This window comes from Pseudomonadota bacterium (assembly GCA_018823135.1).
GTDB lineage: Bacteria > Desulfobacterota > Desulfobulbia > Desulfobulbales > CALZHT01 > JAHJJF01.
In genome coordinates this window covers 20,776-37,225 of record JAHJJF010000126.1, presented here as the reverse complement: position 1 = coordinate 37,225, position 16,450 = coordinate 20,776, and the positions used below count along the sequence as shown (strand labels likewise).

Here is a 16,450-nt window from a genome sequence, read left to right as displayed (position 1 = left end):
GAACTGGGAAAACGATTGCAGTGTCAAATTGCAGTTTAAGGTGTTCGGAAGTCTAGACCTCCATGACCTCTTTTTCTTTTTCAGCTAGAATTGTATCGATTTGTTTGACAAAGGAGTCGGTTTCCTTCTGGGCATCATCCTGCAGTTTGAACAGATCGTCTTCGGAGATTTCCTTGTTGTTTTTTTGTTTTTTCAGCAGGTCAATTGCCTCGCGGCGGGAACTGCGCATAGCCACACGGTATTCTTCGCTGATTTTTTTAACCTGTTTTACAAGGTCCTTGCGGCGGTCTTCAGTCAATTGCGGAATTGAAATGCGGATCTGCTTTCCGTCGCTTGCCGGATTGAGCCCCAGATCTGATTTCTGTATGGCTTTTTCAATGGCGCTGGTCAGCTGGATATCCCAGGGTTGAATAACAATCATCCGGCTTTCCGGGATGGTGAGGGAGGCAACCTGGTTAAGCGGCATCGGTGCACCGTATGCCTGGACTCTGATGCCGTCAAGGAGTGACAGTGATGCGCGGCCGGTTCTGACTCTGGAAAGTTCCTTGCGGTACGCATGAATACTGTTTTCCATTTTTTCTGCCATTTCCAATATGATTTCGCTCATTATTCTACCCCTTTGATCAGAGTGCCGATTGTTCCTCCGGAAACGGCTTTGTAAATATTGCCGGGGATGTTCATGTCAAAAACAATGATTGACTTGTCGTTGTCCATGGCAAGTGATATGGCAGCCGCGTCCATTACCTTAAGTCTGCGCTGAAGTACTTCACTGTAGGTCAGGGTATCGAACTTGACTGCATCGGGTTCTTTCAGTGGGTCCTTATCGTAGACCCCATCGACTCGGGTAGCCTTGAAGATGACATCCGCATCAATTTCCAGGCCTCTTAAAACAGCAGCCGTGTCAGTCGTGAAATAAGGATTGCCGGTTCCGGCGGCAAATATGACGATTTTGCCTTTTTCAAGTAGGGCAATCGCCCGGCGGCGTGCATAGAGTTCGCAGACACTATCCATTGGGAATGCAGAAAGAACTTCGGCCTGCATGCCGTTCCGGTCAAGGGTATCCTTGATGGCCAGAGCATTGATCACTGTTGCAAGCATGCCCATATTATCAGCTGCAGCCCTGTTCATGCCCACCGAGGCGCCGGCCACGCCTCGGAATATATTGCCGGCGCCGACCACCATCCCTATCTGGACCTGGAGGCTGTTAAGTTCTTTGAGCTCCTGTGCAACATAGGACAGCATATCGGAGCTGATACCGAAAGAAGCTTTGCCCATAAGAGCTTCGCCACTCACTTTGAGCAGGATTCTCTTGTACTTTGTGTTGCCCATGGCGCTTCCTTTTTAGGTAGTTAGTCTTTGAGGCTGAAGGCTGTTAGTTTTATGAATTACACGAAAGACCTTCAGCATGATAGACTTCAGTCTATAGCCTTCAGTAATTCTGGTTACTCGCCGACCTGAAAACGTGCAAATCTCTTTACGGTGATATTTTCACCGATTTTAGCAATAAGTTCGTTTAAAAGATCCTGGATGGAAATATCAGGGTTTTTAACGAATTTCTGTTCCATCAGGCAAACGTCCGCAAAGAATTTGTCCATTTTGCCACTGACGATTTTTTCGGCAATATTTTCGGGTTTGCCTGAGTCCAGTACCTGTTGCTTGTAGATTTCTTTTTCCCTGTCCTGCAGTTCCTGGGGGACATCTTCCCGGCTGATTGATACCGGGCAGCTTGCAGCTATGTGCATGGCAACGTCTTTGGCAAAATTTCTGAAGTCATCATTTTTTGCAACAAAGTCAGTTTCACATCCAACATCAACCATAACGCCGAGTCTGCCGCCGGCATGGATATAGGTCTCGATAACGCCTTCGCTGGTGGCGCGTGCGGATCTCTTTCTCGCAACCGCGAGTCCTTTCTGGCGAAGATGGTCAATGGCCTTTTCCATGTCGCCTGCGGTTTCAGTCAATGCCTTTTTGCAATCCATCATCCCCGCATTTGTTTTGTCGCGGAGTTCTTTAACCATCTGGCTTGTGATATTCACGATTATATCTCCCTGCAGAATTATCTTGATTGTAACTCCGGCGTTTACCAACTCTGTTGGTGCTCATCAAAAGAAATCGATGCTCTGATATCATTGCGAGCGATGACGCCGGGAAAATTTCAGTTTTGCATATATAAAATAAAGGAGAATCACCCGGCATTATCCGAGTGATTCTCAATACAGTTCAGTTTCAATAGTTTCGGATCAGGCTTCAGCTGCTGGTGCTTCCGGGGCCGCTTCACTGGCGCTGACAGTTTGAGATCCTTCGATCTGCGCTGCCAGTTCCTTGTCGGATACTGCCTTCTCGCTTCCCTTATACTGATCTTTTCCTGCAAGAACAGCATCGGCGAATTTAGAGGAGATCAGCCTGATGGATTTGATTGCATCATCGTTGCCTGGAATAAGATAGGAAATTTTATCGGGGTCGGCGTTGGTGTCGGCAATGGCAATAACCGGGATGCCGAGTCTTGTTGCTTCTTCAATGGCGATGTTTTCACGTTTGGTGTCGATGACCAGCAAAGCAGTGGGCAGGCCGCGCATGTTTTTAATGCCGCCAAGGGTCCGTTCGAGTTTTATCAGTTCTTTTTCCATGCGCAGAATTTCTTTTTTCTTGTAATTCTGAATCGAGCCGTCTTCTTTCATGGCTTCGATGCTTTTCAGGCGGTCAACGCTTTTCTTGATGGTCTGAAAGTTTGTCAGCATGCCGCCGAGCCAACGGTGATTGACAAAATACATGCCGCAGCGTTCTGCTTCTTCTTTGATGATTTCCTGTGCCTGTCGTTTGGTGCCCACGAAAAGAAGGGTGCCGCCTTTGGAGATATCCTTTACCAGGAATTTGTATGCTTTGTTAAACAGCGGCAGGGTTTTATCGAGGTTGATAATATAAATATTATTACGGGCCCCAAAAATATAGGGTTTCATTTTTGGATTCCAGCGATGGGTCTGATGACCGAAATGAAATCCCGCGTCCAGCATTTCTCTCATGTTGATGTACGACATTGTTAACTCCTTCGTTTTTGGTTGTTCATCCATCCCTGTGACCCGACCCGTTTTGGGCACCAGTGGGCGTTCTTCGTGGGATGTGATTATTGAGTTTCTGTCAGAAGTCTTTATTTCTGCGCAGAAACTGGTTAGTGGTCTTCCGAAACGACTTGTATTCCGGAGATACAAAATTAGAAACGCATTCTTTTACCATCTGATTAATTATTTTGCAAGGTGGAAGCCTTGTTCAATTACAAAAAAACTTGACTCCTTGGGCCAATACAATACATTGCACATTTTTTTATTCAAGGAAGACTTAACACCCTCTAGAGGATATGGCAGATCTATAAAAGAGGGCATATAATCCTAAATGGTGGTAATGTTTAAGTGTTTAGCAATGATAAATTGAGCATTATAAAAAATAATTTCGGGTTTTTAAATAAATGCCCCATTCAATAAAAAAACTGCAACCTGAAAAAATTCTCATCCGTTCCACCAACTGGATTGGTGATGCGATAATGACCACCCCTGCGGTGCGTACCATCCGTGAAAATTTTCCGGAAGCGCATATCGCAATTCTCTCCCATCCGTGGGTTGCGGATGTGTTTCGTGCAAGCCCCCATGTTGATGAAGTTATTGAATACAAAAAGAAAACCGAACATATTGGCATCGCCGGCATCTGGCGCTTGGGGCGGCAACTGGCGACTCATGATTTCGACCTGACAATTCTCCTGCAGAATGCCTTTGAGGCGGCGGTGATTGCCCGGATCGCCCGGATTCCTGCTATCGCCGGGTACAGCACCGACGGCAGGGGAGGGCTGCTTACCCATGGTGTCAAACTGAAAAAAAGCATAAAGCAGCTCCATCAGGTTTATTATTATCAGAATATAATGAAGGAGCTTGGCCTGGTATGCGGCCCTGATGAGCTTTTTCTCCAGCTGACTCCGAAGGTTGTCCAATGGGCCCGGCAATTTGTTAAAGATAAAAAGGCCGGTCCGGTTATCGGCCTTAATCCCGGCGCCGCCTATGGGCCGGCTAAACGCTGGCCTGATGAAAAATACGGCCGCCTTGCAGGAAGACTGGCGTCGGAGCTTTCCGCAACCATGTTGGTTTTCGGCACTGCGGCTGATCAAGAGGCAACCGCGGTAATCAGCGGTTTTGCGCCGGATAATGTGATTGATCTTGCAGGGAAAACCACTCTGGAAGAGGCCATGGCCCTGATCAGTGTGTGTGATGCCTTTGTGACCAATGATTCGGGGTTGATGCATGTCGGCGCTGCGCTCAAAACACCGCTGGCAGCGATTTTCGGATCGACAGATGCCGTTGCAACCGGGCCGTTTTCAGATAATTCCGTGGTCATCCAAAAGGATTTGCCCTGCAGCCCGTGCCTTAAAGAAACATGCAAGACCGATTTTCGGTGTATGATGGATATCCATGTAGAGGAAGTACTGGAGGCGGTCAAAAAACTTCTAGCCGATAATTCTCTGCATAAAGCATAAGATCATCAAAAAGGTGAAAATTATATGAGACCCGCTGTGTTTCTTGACAGGGATGGAACGATCAACGAGCAGATGGGCTATTTGAACCATATTTCGCGTTTCAGGATGTTGCCCCATGCTGCCGCGGCTATTCGTTTATTAAATGAGCACGACATCCCGGCAGTGGTGGTTACCAATCAGTCGGGACTGGCGCGAGGCTATTTTCCCGAGTCGCTGTTAATCGCCATGCATGCGCTCATGGAAAGGGAGCTTGCTGAAAAGGGCGCCCATGTTGACGGCATCTATGTCTGTCCTCACCATCCCGAGGCAAAAGAGGCGAAATTCCGCCTCGACTGTGATTGCCGGAAACCCAAAACCGGACTGTTTACCAAGGCCGCCGAAGTTCTAGGGATTGATCTGCAGCGCTCCTATGTTGTCGGCGACCGGTGGTCTGATCTCAAGGCCGGGGCCGCGATCGGCGCTAAAGGGGTGCTTGTCCTCACCGGTTACGGCCGCGGCGACCGGGATTATATCGGCCCGGAGCAGACAATTCAACCCCATTACATAGCGGAGAATCTTCTGGACGCCGTTCAGTGGATTCTTGAAGATATGCAGGATGACTGAGGGGACGATGCCGATGTCCGTTATTTCAGAATCTCCCCGCAAACTGCTGATCATCAAGCCCAGCGCTCTCGGGGATATTGTTCATTCGCTGCCCTTTCTGTATGCCGTGAAAAAAAAGTTCCCTGAACTTTCAGTGCACTGGATTGTTGCCAAAGGGCTTCATACCTTTCTTGAAGGTCATCCGCTGATTGACAAGCTCTGGGTTATCAACAAGGATAACTGGAAAAAACTCTCTTGCCTGCCTCAGACCTTAAAGGAGATCAGCGCTCTTTCGTCCGGGCTGAAAAAAGAACGTTTTGATATATCGGTGGATTTGTCCGGTCTGTTGCGGAGCGGGCTCATGACCTGGGCGTCAAGGGCCAGGGTCAAACTCGGTTTCAAGGAGTCTGATGAGGGCAGTCCGTTTTTCTATACCCATAAAATTGAAGGCGGCACCGAAATCCATGCCATTGACAGATATTTGAAAATAGCCCAATTTCTGGGCTGCGACATCAGTGACATACAATATCCTTTTGCGCCCTATGACGAAAATCCGCCGGTAATGAATCGACTTCCCCGGCAATATGCGGTCATGGTCCCTTCGGCCGGGAAAGAGGCCAACCGGTGGCCTGCTGCGCGATTTGGTGAACTGGCTTCAAGACTTCCTGTCCAGTCCGTGGTGGTCAGCAGTAAAACCGATGCGGCCCTGGCAGAGGAAGTTGTCCTGGCTTCAAAGGGCAAGGCTATTTCCGTTGCCGGGGAAACAGGCTTGAAAGAACTGATTGCGGTAATCAGCAAAGCCCGTTTTCTTATATCAAACGACACTGGCCCCATGCATATCGCCGCGGCGCTCAATGTGCCGGTTTTTGCAATTTTTGGTCCGGCAAATCCGCTGCGCACCGGACCATATGGCGATATTCACACAATCATCCGTGAAGATGTTTCCTGCGCCCCATGCTATCGGTGGAAACCCTGCGACAATTGGATTTGCATGGAAGATCTCACCGTAGACAAGGTTTACAGGCTTATTCATCAAAAAAATGATGGGATGACCATTGCTGAAGATCAAAAATGAGGAGCAGGATAATACTCTGAATGAAGCGCTAACAGCACTTTTACCAGGCCGGTTGGGGAGGACCTTTCTTCGGTTTCTGTGTTGCGTCCGGATGCTGACCAATGAAACCGGCAGGACGTGATTCCAGATAATTGATGAAATGATCAGGGGTTTTCTGGTAAGGCACGGTTGTTGATCAAAACAGATGAAGTTGCCTTTCCGGTCGTTCTACATGCAGTTTGAGTGGTAAACATTGCCGGAAAAATTACACTTTATTTATTGCGATTGATTCTGCTATGCTTCAACAACTGATAGTCTCATGAAAATGGGACACTGAATTATCGCCTCCATTAATTTCAGTTAAGTTAAAGGTGGAATACACGTCCGACGAGTGTTTTTTACGAGTCCGACAATAACTGATAGTCTCATAGAAATGGGATACTGAATTATCGCCTTCACTAATTTAAGTTGGTAAAAGGTGAAGTACACGTCCGACGAAGGCTTTCGGAGTCTCGATACTCTCGCGTATCTGCGAGTCCGACAGTAATCGATGAACCGGAAAGATTTTGGCGGTATAGTCGTATTCAATAAATTCATGCGTTAGAACGAAACGGTTCCGTTTTGATTGCAGCTTACGTGGGCTGCCGGGCGGATTCAAATCTTCCTGTGAACCGGAATAATTCACATAACTCCAGATGAAGCCGGCAGGCTTCTTTAGAATATAATCATGCTTGATCCTGTGCTGTCCACTGAGCAGCGATTTAAGAAAATACAGAACTATATCGACAGGATGCCGAGTCTATCGACTACGGTGACCAAGGTTCTTGAGATTTGCAACCGTCCCAATACATCCCCCAATGATCTCAACCGGGTTATTTCCCTTGATCCGGTTCTCACCGGCCAGGTACTGAAACTTATTAACTCCGCCTATTATTCGCTCCCCAACCAGATCACCTCGCTTACCCGGGCGATAATCATGCTCGGCCTGAACACCGTAAAGAATCTTGCCTTGAGTACGGCGATTCTTGAAAACATCGGCAATGAAGAATCTTTCCGGTCATTGCCCATGGATGCCTTCTGGACCCATTCCATCTGCGTCGGGGTCACTGCCAAGGCTATTGCGGTGATCAAGGGAGTACCCAAGCAGGAGCTGGAGGAATATTTTGTTGCAGGACTCCTTCATGATCTTGGCAAGATCCCGTTGAATTTCCGATTTGCCGAGGAATACCGCCAGGCACTTGAACTGGCCGGGCTTGAAGAAGCACATCTTCATCGTGCCGAAGCCCTGATACTCGGTTTTGATCACGGGGCAGTGGGCAAGATGATTGGCGAAAAATGGCAGCTTTCAGAGATCATCGTTGATACGATGTGTTGTCATCATGCCCCCGGGAAGGCTGCGGCAAGCAACAGGCGGCTTGTTTCCATTGTTGCACTTGCAAATTTATATGCCAACGTTTATGAAGTAGGGAGCGCCGGGGACCATTTTCAGGAGGTCCCGACCATTCATCGCCTGTTGGAGATTACCAAAATGGACTGGCCGGCTTTGGCAGCGCTTCAGGGAACCGTGGACCAGGAAATTGAGAAGGCGCAGATTTTTCTCCAAGTTACCAAGTAGCAGATTCGGCATAGTGTTTTGGCGCAGTTCATGATTATTTGTATGTAAGCGGTATTAAATTTTTGATGAAATCGTAACAGACTGATTTCATCGAGTTACTAACTTGTAACATGCTGTTATTGTTTGGTGGACCTTTTGCTGCAGAGACTTATCTACGAGTCTGTCAATTTTTCAGGAGTGCCTGCTGAATATGAAGATAAAATTCTGGGGAGTGCGGGGGTCGATTCCCTGCCCGGGGCCGGCAACGGTTCAATACGGCGGCAATACGGCCTGCATTGAAGTACGGATTCCAGGCATTGATCGGGTGATCATAATTGATGCAGGGTCCGGTATTCGCGAACTGGGAAATTTCATAATGGCAAATGATCTTCCCAAGGGGCCGATCAATGCTGATATTTATCTGACCCACACCCATTGGGACCACATCATGGGGTTTCCATTTTTTACGCCAAGTTATATCCCAGGAACCAAGATAAAAGTCCACGGGCCGATCAATCATGAGGTCTCCCTTGAAAAGGCTGTGGGCGGCCAGTTGACTTACCGATATTTCCCTATCAACGAGAACTGGCTTGCAGCGGATATCAGCTATGTTGAATTGAAAGAAGAGGTGTTCGATCTCGGCGGCGGGGCTAAATTGATAACCAAATATCTGAATCACCCCATTACCTGCATCGGCTATCGATTTGAATATAACGGCAAGGTGTTTTGCACCTGTTATGATACGGAACCTTTCAGGAATGGCTTTGATGACCCTTCCGACCCTTCCTATGACGAGGCAACCGCCTTGGAGGCCCAACCAATTGTTGATGAACAGAACCGCATGATTGAAGAACTTATAACCGGCGCGGACCTGTTGGTTTATGACGCTCAGTACACCAAGGCGGAGTATGCCTCTAAAGTTGACTGGGGGCATACGCCCATGGAGTTTGCCATTGAATCCGCAAATCGAATGGGAGTGAAAGCTCTGGCCCTGTTTCATCATGACCCGATGCGTTCCGACCAGAATATTGAGGAGCTTTCCAAGGTATATTGTGTTCCGGGAAAGTACGGGCCCACAGATGTTTTTTTCGCCCGTGAGGGTATGGTGATTGAGTTATAAGCGGAAGCCAGATATGCCAAACCCGTCCAGCGAAGAAATATCCGGTATTCTTGAGCGGGTCACTTATCAGAACGAAGAGAATGGTTTCACTGTTGCCCGTTTGAAGGAACCCGGAAAAGGCAGAGATCTCACCACCATTGTCGGTCCTATTTTAGGGGTTCCTGTAGGTTCTACCCTCCGGCTTTCCGGCTACTTTGAAAATGATTCCCGCCACGGTATACAGTTCAAAATCACATCCTATACCATACTTAAGCCCAACACCTTAAACGGCATGGAGCGTTATCTTGGCTCCGGCCTTATCAAAGGCGTCGGCCCGGCCTATGCAAAGCGGATCGTTAAACATTTCGGGCTTGCAACTCTTGATATCCTTGAAAAAGATCCCGACAGGCTTTTGGAAGTCCGGGGGCTTGGCAAAAAACTCATCACCAGTATCAAGGATGCCTGGGTCGACCAGAAGCAGATCCACGGGGTTATGGTTTTTCTTCAGGGCCACGGCATTTCAGCCACCTTTGCCATCAAGATTTATAAAACCTATGGTGCACAGTCTCTTAAGGTTGTTCAGGAAAACCCCTATCGCCTGGCAGAGGATATCTGGGGGATCGGCTTCAAGATCGCCGATCGCATAGCCTTATCTCTGGGTGTGCCGGTCCAGGACCCCAGAAGGGCTCGCGCCGGCCTGCTTTTTGCGCTTAACGAAGCTTCAGACCAGGGGCATTGTCATATGCCAATGGATGATCTCCTGGCCCTTGGCAGAGAACTCCTTGAGCTGTCGCCTGAAGTTCTTGAAAACCAGATTCCAGCCCTCATTGAGGACGAAAGAATTGTGGTTGAGGAGAACAATGTGTATCTGGCGCCGCTTTTTTATGCTGAGCGCGGCGTGTGCAGGCGCATCCTCGACCTGTCCAGAGGCACCCTGGTACCAGCTGATTTTGATGTGGACCGGGCCCTTGCCAAGGCCCTGAAGAAATTGCATATCACCCTTGCACCGGAGCAGGATCAGGCGTTGCGCATGGCCCTCAAATCTTCTTTTTCGGTGATTACCGGAGGTCCGGGAACAGGTAAGAGTACTATCTTGAAGGCGTTGATCCTTATCCTGGAATCTCAGGGGGTTCATGTCAAGCTGGCCGCCCCCACGGGTCGGGCCGCCAAACGACTGGGTGAGGCCTGCGGCCGGGAAGCAAAAACTATCCACCGCCTGCTGGAGTTTGATCCGTCAATTTACGGATTCAGATGTAATGAAGAAAATCCCCTGAACGCCGACCTGGTGATCATTGATGAAGTGTCGATGATGGATATTCTGCTGGCCAATTCTCTCATCAAGGCTGTTGCCCCAGGATCTTCACTGTTAGTTGTTGGTGACGCCAACCAGTTGCCCTCGGTGGGACCAGGGAATGTGCTGCGGGATATCATCGACTCAGGAATGGTTCCGGTGACGGTTTTGAAGCGTATTTTCCGCCAGGATGAAGGGAGTTTGATAAGCTTGAATGCGGCACGCATCAACCAGGGCGAATCCATTGATTTATTGAAGGACTATCAGGGCGAAAAGGATTTTTATTTTATTGCCAGGCAGACGCCTGAAGCAATAGAGCAGGAAATCATCAGCCTCTGCACCACAAGGCTTGCCAGAAAATACGGCTTTGATCCCTTTATGGATATCCAGATAGTAACCCCCATGCGGAAAGGCATAATCGGCGCCGAGAATCTTAACCTGCGGCTTCAGGAGACTCTGAACAAAGACGGGGAGCGGCCTGAAAAGACAACCGGCGATTTCTCTACCGGACTCGGGCGCTTTCGAGTCGGTGACCGGGTGATGCAGATCAGGAACAATTACGATAAGGATGTTTTTAATGGTGACCTCGGTTTCGTAAGGTATATTGATGATAATGACCAGGTGTTGTCGGTGGATTTCGATGGGAAAAAGACCAGCTACGAGATTTCCGAGTTGAACGAGTTGGATCTGGCCTATGCGATCACCGTCCATAAATCCCAGGGGTCGGAATTCCCCTGCATTATTTTTCCGGTGCACACCACCCATTATCCCATGCTGCAGCGTAATTTACTGTATACCGGAATCACCAGAGGCAGGAAGCTGGTAATTGTCATCGGTACTTTGAAGGCCCTGGGAATTGCAATACACAATAATAAAGAACTGAAGCGCAACACCCGGTTATCTGTGTTGTTGCGGAAAATGGCTCGTGAATTATCCGGACCAGGAATTTCAGGGTAAAGCTGATTATGGTTATTCAGGAAATAAAAAATCCCTCGCCGCTTCCAGCCAGCAGTCCCGAGGAACTTCGCAAGGATATGGATCCCGCCGAAAGGGCAGCGCATGTCAAGCGGATCGACAGATTTTCAGGTGCCTGGAACAGGAGAAAAAGCAGGGAGGACAAGCCCGGGAAAAGGATAGCACTGTCTGAGGCCGAACAAAATGACGTGCGTAACATGATTGATCGGGTAAATCAGAATCTGGAATCACATGGCATAATGATTCATCTAGTTCTGATCAAGGACAACGACGGTTTTTTTCTCGATGTTTACGATTGTACAAACGAACATGTCTGTACGATTGTCCGGGACATGGTAATTGACCTTGACGAGCTTCCTCATTTATTGGCAAATCTGCATCATGAAACCGGCTTGATCGTTGATACACTCTCCTGATGGTAATGGTTGATCCCCTGTTCCTGATTCTCAAAGATTTCTTCAAGTTGTACTTCCTGGTTTACATGTTGGGTCTCCTTTTTTAAGCCCCTTGTTTTTTCTTGTTGAAAAATGATTTTAAACATGCTAGGAATTCTCTTACTTTACTGAATGGGCATTCATATTTTCAAGGCCGCTGATTTTAACTTCCTGGGAAAATTTAATTATATTATGGAATTGCAGGTTTTTTTGAAAGAAAATAAGGAAAGTATTCTCGGTCAATGGATTGACAGCGTCATGAATACGTATCCTGAAGGTGCACACCGTTTTCTTCAAAAACAAAAAGATCAGATTGCAAATCCATTGGGCCACAGTATCAAGCAGGGTCTTACTGATCTTTATAAAATATTCTGTGGTGATGATGAAACAGTTAATGCCACTTCGATCATTGAGCAACTTGTCAGAATCAGAGCGGTACAGGATTTCACCCCATCCCAGGCCGTTTATTTTGTTTACGATCTGAAAAAAATCGTCCTTAATTGTTGCCGTAAAGAAAAATTTCCCGAACCGAGTATGGATGAATGGATGGAATTAGATTCCAGGGTGGACAAAATCGGCTCCATGATTCTTGATCTTTATATGGAAAGTCGTGAAAGGATTTTCAAGGTGCGGTTAAACGAATTCGCCAGGGGAAATCACATCTTGACCGACGGTATGCCCTGTCCCTCCTCGGTGGTGCGAAGAGAAAAAGCTCAGGGAAAGAATATTCAGGGTTGATGTCCGTCATGTTGGAAAGCGAGACCAACATGACAACGAAAAGATTCAACTGACGCGTTTCCCTCTTATTAATCTTTAATCCGCCTGAGGCGGGTAGAAGCGTATAATTTTTTTGGCGTTTTAAGAGATCATCAACATTCACAGTACAACTTGATGCGAGGTAACAGTAAATGAAAATCCTGTATCCCTTAATTGCGGTCTTGGCAATTATCCTATTGGCACTTATCGGAGCGCAAGTGTCCGGAGGGCAATGGTTGTTTGGGGTGGTTTTACCTTATGTGACCTTCGCAATTTTCCTCGGCGGCTTTATCTACCGGGTGACAAATTGGGGGAAATCACCGGTGCCATTCCGCATTCCAACTACCTGTGGTCAGGCTGCTTCGTTGCCATGGATTAAACAGGATAAGATTGATGATCCGTCTACCCTGAGTGGCGTGCTTATCCGAATGGCTCTGGAGGTATTTCTTTTCAGATCGTTGTTCAGAAACACGAAGGCGGAAGTACATGACGGCCCAAAACTGGTATACGGCTCAAGTAAATATCTCTGGCTGTTCGGCCTGATGTTTCATTATTCATTTCTTGTTATTGTTATAAGGCATTTGCGCCTTTTTACCAATCCTGTCCCATCTTTTGTACAGGCCTTGGAATTCGGTGACGGTATTATGCAGCTCGGCGTTCCGGTTCTGTACCAGTCGGGTCTTATTTTACTTCTTGCCGTCACCTTTCTTTTTGTGCGCCGGGTTCTTATGCCCCAGATTCGTTACATTTCACTTGCAAACGATTATTTCCCATTACTGCTTATTTTTGGTATCGCCAGCACCGGTATCCTGATGCGTTATTTTTTGCGTGTCGATATCGATAGCATCAAGAAATTGCTTATGGGTCTGGTCACCTTTTCACCGCAGTTTACTGGTGAAATAGGATCAATCTTTTTTATCCATGTTGCACTGGTTTGTACGCTCATGGCTTATTTCCCATTCAGTAAATTGATGCATCTGGGCGGGGTGTTCATGAGTCCGACGCGGAATCTTGCCAACAATAGTCGCTCGGTCCGCCATGTAAATCCTTGGAACGATCCGAATATCAAACCGCATTCCTATGCCGGTTATGAGGATGATTTCCGTGAGTTCATGGTTGACGCGGGACTGCCGGTGGAAAAGGAATTGCCACCGCCTCCAGCTGCAGCAGATGAAACCGCTAAAGAGTAATAGGGAAATACCAGCTCCGGAGAAATTTAGAGCTGTCACAAGCAAGAAACATCAGCTTATAAGGAAGAATGAAAATGGCACAGCCGAAAGCAGATGAATTAGGTGTTATGGTTGCTAGAGATCCTTCTCTGATGACGGGAGCCATCCCGACCAGAGACTGGATGGATGTTCCGGCAATTTTCAAGCCCGGGAATTATTGTTATCCAGCAAAAGCCAGCATGGTCGCGTACCACAATAAAAGCTTACCGGGTCTTTTCGGCGAGCCCAGAGAATGGGACGTTGAAAGCGATGACTGGAAACTGCCGGAAAACTGGAAGGAAATAATCATCAACGGCATCAGGGAACGTCTTGATAAATTCCGTTCCTTTAAAATCTTCATGGATTGCTGTGTTCGTTGCGGCGCCTGTGCAGATAAATGCCATTTCTTCCTGGGTACCGGCGATCCGAAGAATATGCCGGTTCTAAGAGCCGAACTTCTGCGTTCCGTTTATAGAAACGATTTCACCAAGGCTGGAAAAATACTTGGCAAACTCGCCGGGGCGCGACCAATGACCTTTGGAGTTCTGAAGGAATGGTTCATGTATTTTTACCAGTGTACTGAATGTCGGAGATGCTCGGTCTTCTGTCCATATGGTATTGACACTGCAGAAATAACCATGATGGCCCGTGAACTTCTCCACCTGGTCGGAGTCGGCACCAACTGGATACTTGAGCCTGCGGCAAATTCCAACCGCACCGGCAATCATCTCGGGCTTCAGCCCCATACCTTCAAGGAAAATGCTGAATTTCTGCTCGATGATATCGAAGAAGTAACCGGTATCCACTTGAACAGTTTGACCTTCAATCGCAAAGGCGCTGAAGTGCTTTTTGTCATTCCTTCAGCAGATGTTTTTGCCGATCCTGGCATATTTACCTTTATGGGCTATCTGCTGATTTTTGATCATATCGGGCTTGACTATACGATAAGCACCTATTCATCAGAGGGCGGAAACTTCGGATCGTTTACCAATAATGAATTGATGAAGAAGCTTAACGGAAAGATGTACGCCGAGGCCAAACGACTGGGGGTCAAGTGGATCCTCGGCGGTGAATGCGGCCATATGTGGCGGGTTGTCCATCAATATATGGCGACAATGAATGAACCGGGGGATTTCATGGAAATTCCCGTATCGCCGATTACCGGTACTCGTTTTGATAACGCCGCGGCCCTGAAAATGGTTCATATCAGCGAATTCACTGCTGACCTTATCTATCATAATAAACTGAAGATAGATAAGAGCAGGAATGACCATAGAGTTGTTACTTTCCATGATTCATGTAATCCTTCCCGGGGAATGGGGATGCTGGATGAACCTCGCTATATTTTGAATAATGTCTGCAATAATTTTCATGATATGCCGGAAAATGCCATTCGTGAGCAGACGTTCTGCTGCGGCAGCGGCACGGGCTTGAATACCGGTGAGATTATGGAACTTAGGATGCGCGGCGGGTTGCCTAGGGCAAATGCTGTGAAATATGTTGAAGAGAAATACGGTGTCAACATGCTTTCCTGTGTCTGCGCTATTGATCGCGCTACCCTGCTTGCTTTGATGGAATACTGGAATCCAAATGTTGGCGTGTGCGGCGTTTCCGAACTGGTCGGAAATTCTCTGATAATGGATGGTGAAAAAGAGCGCGATCAGGATCTTCGATTTGCTCCGCTTGCAGGAATGGAAGGGTGATATTATGTATGACGGTGGAAAAATAATAGTCGGATTGATTATTTTTGCTGGCCTTATGACATTTCCTATCTGGTACAACCATGGCGATGCAGGTGCCATCCCGAATGTTGAAAAGCCTAAAGATGTTAAGGAATGTGTCAAAGACACCCAGTATATGCGTACTACGCATATGGTTCTGCTTAACGAATGGCGCGATAATGTTCTTCGCGAGGGTAATCGAGAAAAGTTAAAAGTCGGCAATAAAACATACGATAGAAGCCTGATGAACGGTTGTATGGTCTGCCATACCAGCAAAGAGAAGTTTTGTGATCAATGCCATCTATATGCATCTGTCAAACCCTATTGTTGGGATTGCCACTTCCTACCCAAGGAGACACTGTAATGGATATGAAGCGTAGAAATTTATTGAAGATCGCCGGGATGTCCGCGATTGCGGGTGTTGCAGCGCCATCGGCATTAAATTTATTAATGAAAGGCAATGTTCAGGCTTCCTCTTCTGCCGGCCACAGTGATTCACCTAGTGATGCACACGGCGAGATGCCTGCGGAAAAACCAACCGGCGTCCGCCTGGGACTGGCGATTGATGTCAAGAAGTTTGCTGAAAACAAAGGTTTGGCTGAAAAATGTGTAGCAGCCTGCCATCAGATTCATAACGTCCCTGATTTTGGCAACCCCAAAGATGAAATCAAGTGGCTCTGGATTGAAAAATTTGAAAACCTCTTTCCGGATCACAGCCATTATAAAAAGAATGAAGAACTCCATCAACTGCCGTTTCTTGCAGTCTGCAACCATTGTGATGATCCCCCATGTGTCCGGGCCTGCCCGACCAAGGCGACATTCAAGGCTGCCAACGGTGCTGTAATCATGGATTTCCATCGATGCATCGGTTGCCGATTCTGCATGGCTGCCTGCCCATACGGGGCGAGAAGTTTTAACTGGCGGAGTCCCCGCGAGAAAGATGCAAATGGCAAATTGAAATTTATAAAAGATCTTAATGAAAAATTTCCAACTCGTATGCGCGGTGTTGTTGAAAAATGTAATTTCTGCGCCGAAAGACTTGCGGAGAATCTCCCGCCCAAATGTGTGGAGATTGCCGCCAGTGCACAAGCCATGTACTTCGGTGATATGAATGATCCTCATTCGGAAATATCTAAGGTCCTAAAGACAAAATTTACAATTCAACGTAAACCAGCTCTGGGAACCCTACCTTCAGTTTTTTACATCATATAAGGTGAAAA

At 47.4% G+C, this 16,450-nt stretch carries 16 protein-coding genes; 12 read left to right on the top strand and 4 right to left on the bottom strand.

What is annotated here, in order from left to right:
* Window positions 1-52: 52 nt before the first annotated feature.
* From frr to rpsB, 4 genes are all read right to left on the bottom strand, one after another.
* Window positions 53-607, bottom strand: coding sequence for a ribosome recycling factor (gene frr, locus KKE17_13085; protein MBU1710930.1), 555 nt, complete (start codon window positions 605-607; stop codon window positions 53-55).
* A complete protein-coding gene (gene pyrH, locus KKE17_13080; GenBank protein ID MBU1710929.1) occupies window positions 607-1,329 on the bottom strand; it encodes a UMP kinase in 723 nt (240 codons plus the stop codon). The genes frr and pyrH overlap by 1 nt, the downstream gene beginning before the upstream one ends.
* 113 nt (window positions 1,330-1,442) lie before the next feature.
* The gene (gene tsf, locus KKE17_13075; protein ID MBU1710928.1) at window positions 1,443-2,036 is read right to left on the bottom strand and encodes a translation elongation factor Ts; all 594 of its coding nucleotides are present in this window, start codon (window positions 2,034-2,036) and stop codon (window positions 1,443-1,445) included.
* Between the two features lie 204 nt (window positions 2,037-2,240).
* Window positions 2,241-3,035, bottom strand: a complete 795-nt coding sequence (gene rpsB, locus KKE17_13070; GenBank protein ID MBU1710927.1) for a 30S ribosomal protein S2 — start codon at window positions 3,033-3,035, stop codon at window positions 2,241-2,243.
* Between the two features lie 425 nt (window positions 3,036-3,460).
* Between rpsB and waaF the strand changes: the two genes are divergently transcribed.
* From waaF to KKE17_13010, 12 genes are all read left to right on the top strand, one after another.
* Window positions 3,461-4,516: a lipopolysaccharide heptosyltransferase II gene (gene waaF, locus KKE17_13065; protein ID MBU1710926.1), complete on the top strand. Its 1,056-nt coding sequence runs from the start codon at window positions 3,461-3,463 to the stop codon at window positions 4,514-4,516.
* Between the two features lie 24 nt (window positions 4,517-4,540).
* Window positions 4,541-5,119, top strand: coding sequence for an HAD family hydrolase (locus KKE17_13060; GenBank protein ID MBU1710925.1), 579 nt, complete (start codon window positions 4,541-4,543; stop codon window positions 5,117-5,119).
* Between the two features lie 13 nt (window positions 5,120-5,132).
* Entirely contained in the window at window positions 5,133-6,173 is a 1,041-nt protein-coding gene (locus tag KKE17_13055; GenBank protein MBU1710924.1) for a glycosyltransferase family 9 protein, read from the top strand.
* 706 nt (window positions 6,174-6,879) lie between these two features.
* Window positions 6,880-7,767, top strand: coding sequence for an HDOD domain-containing protein (locus tag KKE17_13050; protein ID MBU1710923.1), 888 nt, complete (start codon window positions 6,880-6,882; stop codon window positions 7,765-7,767).
* Window positions 7,768-7,957: 190 nt separating this feature from the next.
* Window positions 7,958-8,866 carry an MBL fold metallo-hydrolase gene (locus tag KKE17_13045; GenBank protein MBU1710922.1) on the top strand — a complete coding sequence of 303 codons (909 nt, stop codon included), beginning with the start codon at window positions 7,958-7,960 and terminating at the stop codon, window positions 8,864-8,866.
* A gap of 13 nt (window positions 8,867-8,879) precedes the next feature.
* On the top strand, window positions 8,880-11,093 hold the full coding sequence (locus KKE17_13040; GenBank protein ID MBU1710921.1) for an ATP-dependent RecD-like DNA helicase: 2,214 nt from the start codon (window positions 8,880-8,882) through the stop codon (window positions 11,091-11,093).
* An 8-nt stretch (window positions 11,094-11,101) separates the two neighbouring features.
* The gene (locus KKE17_13035; GenBank protein ID MBU1710920.1) at window positions 11,102-11,527 is read left to right on the top strand and encodes a hypothetical protein; all 426 of its coding nucleotides are present in this window, start codon (window positions 11,102-11,104) and stop codon (window positions 11,525-11,527) included.
* 228 nt (window positions 11,528-11,755) lie between these two features.
* A complete protein-coding gene (locus tag KKE17_13030; GenBank protein ID MBU1710919.1) occupies window positions 11,756-12,283 on the top strand; it encodes an RsbRD N-terminal domain-containing protein in 528 nt (175 codons plus the stop codon).
* 170 nt (window positions 12,284-12,453) lie between these two features.
* Window positions 12,454-13,491: a sulfate reduction electron transfer complex DsrMKJOP subunit DsrM gene (gene dsrM, locus KKE17_13025; protein MBU1710918.1), complete on the top strand. Its 1,038-nt coding sequence runs from the start codon at window positions 12,454-12,456 to the stop codon at window positions 13,489-13,491.
* A 74-nt stretch (window positions 13,492-13,565) separates the two neighbouring features.
* Complete coding sequence (locus KKE17_13020; protein ID MBU1710917.1) at window positions 13,566-15,212, top strand: (Fe-S)-binding protein; 1,647 nt, start codon at window positions 13,566-13,568, stop codon at window positions 15,210-15,212.
* A 4-nt stretch (window positions 15,213-15,216) separates the two neighbouring features.
* Window positions 15,217-15,594 carry a sulfate reduction electron transfer complex DsrMKJOP subunit DsrJ gene (gene dsrJ / locus KKE17_13015; GenBank protein MBU1710916.1) on the top strand — a complete coding sequence of 126 codons (378 nt, stop codon included), beginning with the start codon at window positions 15,217-15,219 and terminating at the stop codon, window positions 15,592-15,594.
* Window positions 15,594-16,442, top strand: a complete 849-nt coding sequence (locus tag KKE17_13010; GenBank protein MBU1710915.1) for a 4Fe-4S dicluster domain-containing protein — start codon at window positions 15,594-15,596, stop codon at window positions 16,440-16,442. Before dsrJ ends, KKE17_13010 begins: the two co-directional genes overlap by 1 nt.
* Window positions 16,443-16,450: the final 8 nt, after the last annotated feature.

Bases quoted from the DNA above. Each gene is read 5' to 3' on its own strand.
- frr (MBU1710930.1), bottom strand. From the start codon at position 607: ATGAGCGAAATCATATTGGAAATGGCAGAAAAAATGGAAAACAGTATT.
- KKE17_13020 (MBU1710917.1), top strand. From the start codon at position 13,566: ATGGCACAGCCGAAAGCAGATGAATTAGGTGTTATGGTTGCTAGAGAT.
- KKE17_13010 (MBU1710915.1), top strand. From the start codon at position 15,594: ATGGATATGAAGCGTAGAAATTTATTGAAGATCGCCGGGATGTCCGCG.
- dsrM (MBU1710918.1), top strand. From the start codon at position 12,454: ATGAAAATCCTGTATCCCTTAATTGCGGTCTTGGCAATTATCCTATTG.
- KKE17_13050 (MBU1710923.1), top strand. From the start codon at position 6,880: ATGCTTGATCCTGTGCTGTCCACTGAGCAGCGATTTAAGAAAATACAG.
- KKE17_13040 (MBU1710921.1), top strand. From the start codon at position 8,880: ATGCCAAACCCGTCCAGCGAAGAAATATCCGGTATTCTTGAGCGGGTC.
- KKE17_13045 (MBU1710922.1), top strand. From the start codon at position 7,958: ATGAAGATAAAATTCTGGGGAGTGCGGGGGTCGATTCCCTGCCCGGGG.
- rpsB (MBU1710927.1), bottom strand. From the start codon at position 3,035: ATGTCGTACATCAACATGAGAGAAATGCTGGACGCGGGATTTCATTTC.
- waaF (MBU1710926.1), top strand. From the start codon at position 3,461: ATGCCCCATTCAATAAAAAAACTGCAACCTGAAAAAATTCTCATCCGT.
- dsrJ (MBU1710916.1), top strand. From the start codon at position 15,217: ATGTATGACGGTGGAAAAATAATAGTCGGATTGATTATTTTTGCTGGC.
- KKE17_13060 (MBU1710925.1), top strand. From the start codon at position 4,541: ATGAGACCCGCTGTGTTTCTTGACAGGGATGGAACGATCAACGAGCAG.
- KKE17_13035 (MBU1710920.1), top strand. From the start codon at position 11,102: ATGGTTATTCAGGAAATAAAAAATCCCTCGCCGCTTCCAGCCAGCAGT.
- pyrH (MBU1710929.1), bottom strand. From the start codon at position 1,329: ATGGGCAACACAAAGTACAAGAGAATCCTGCTCAAAGTGAGTGGCGAA.
- KKE17_13055 (MBU1710924.1), top strand. From the start codon at position 5,133: ATGTCCGTTATTTCAGAATCTCCCCGCAAACTGCTGATCATCAAGCCC.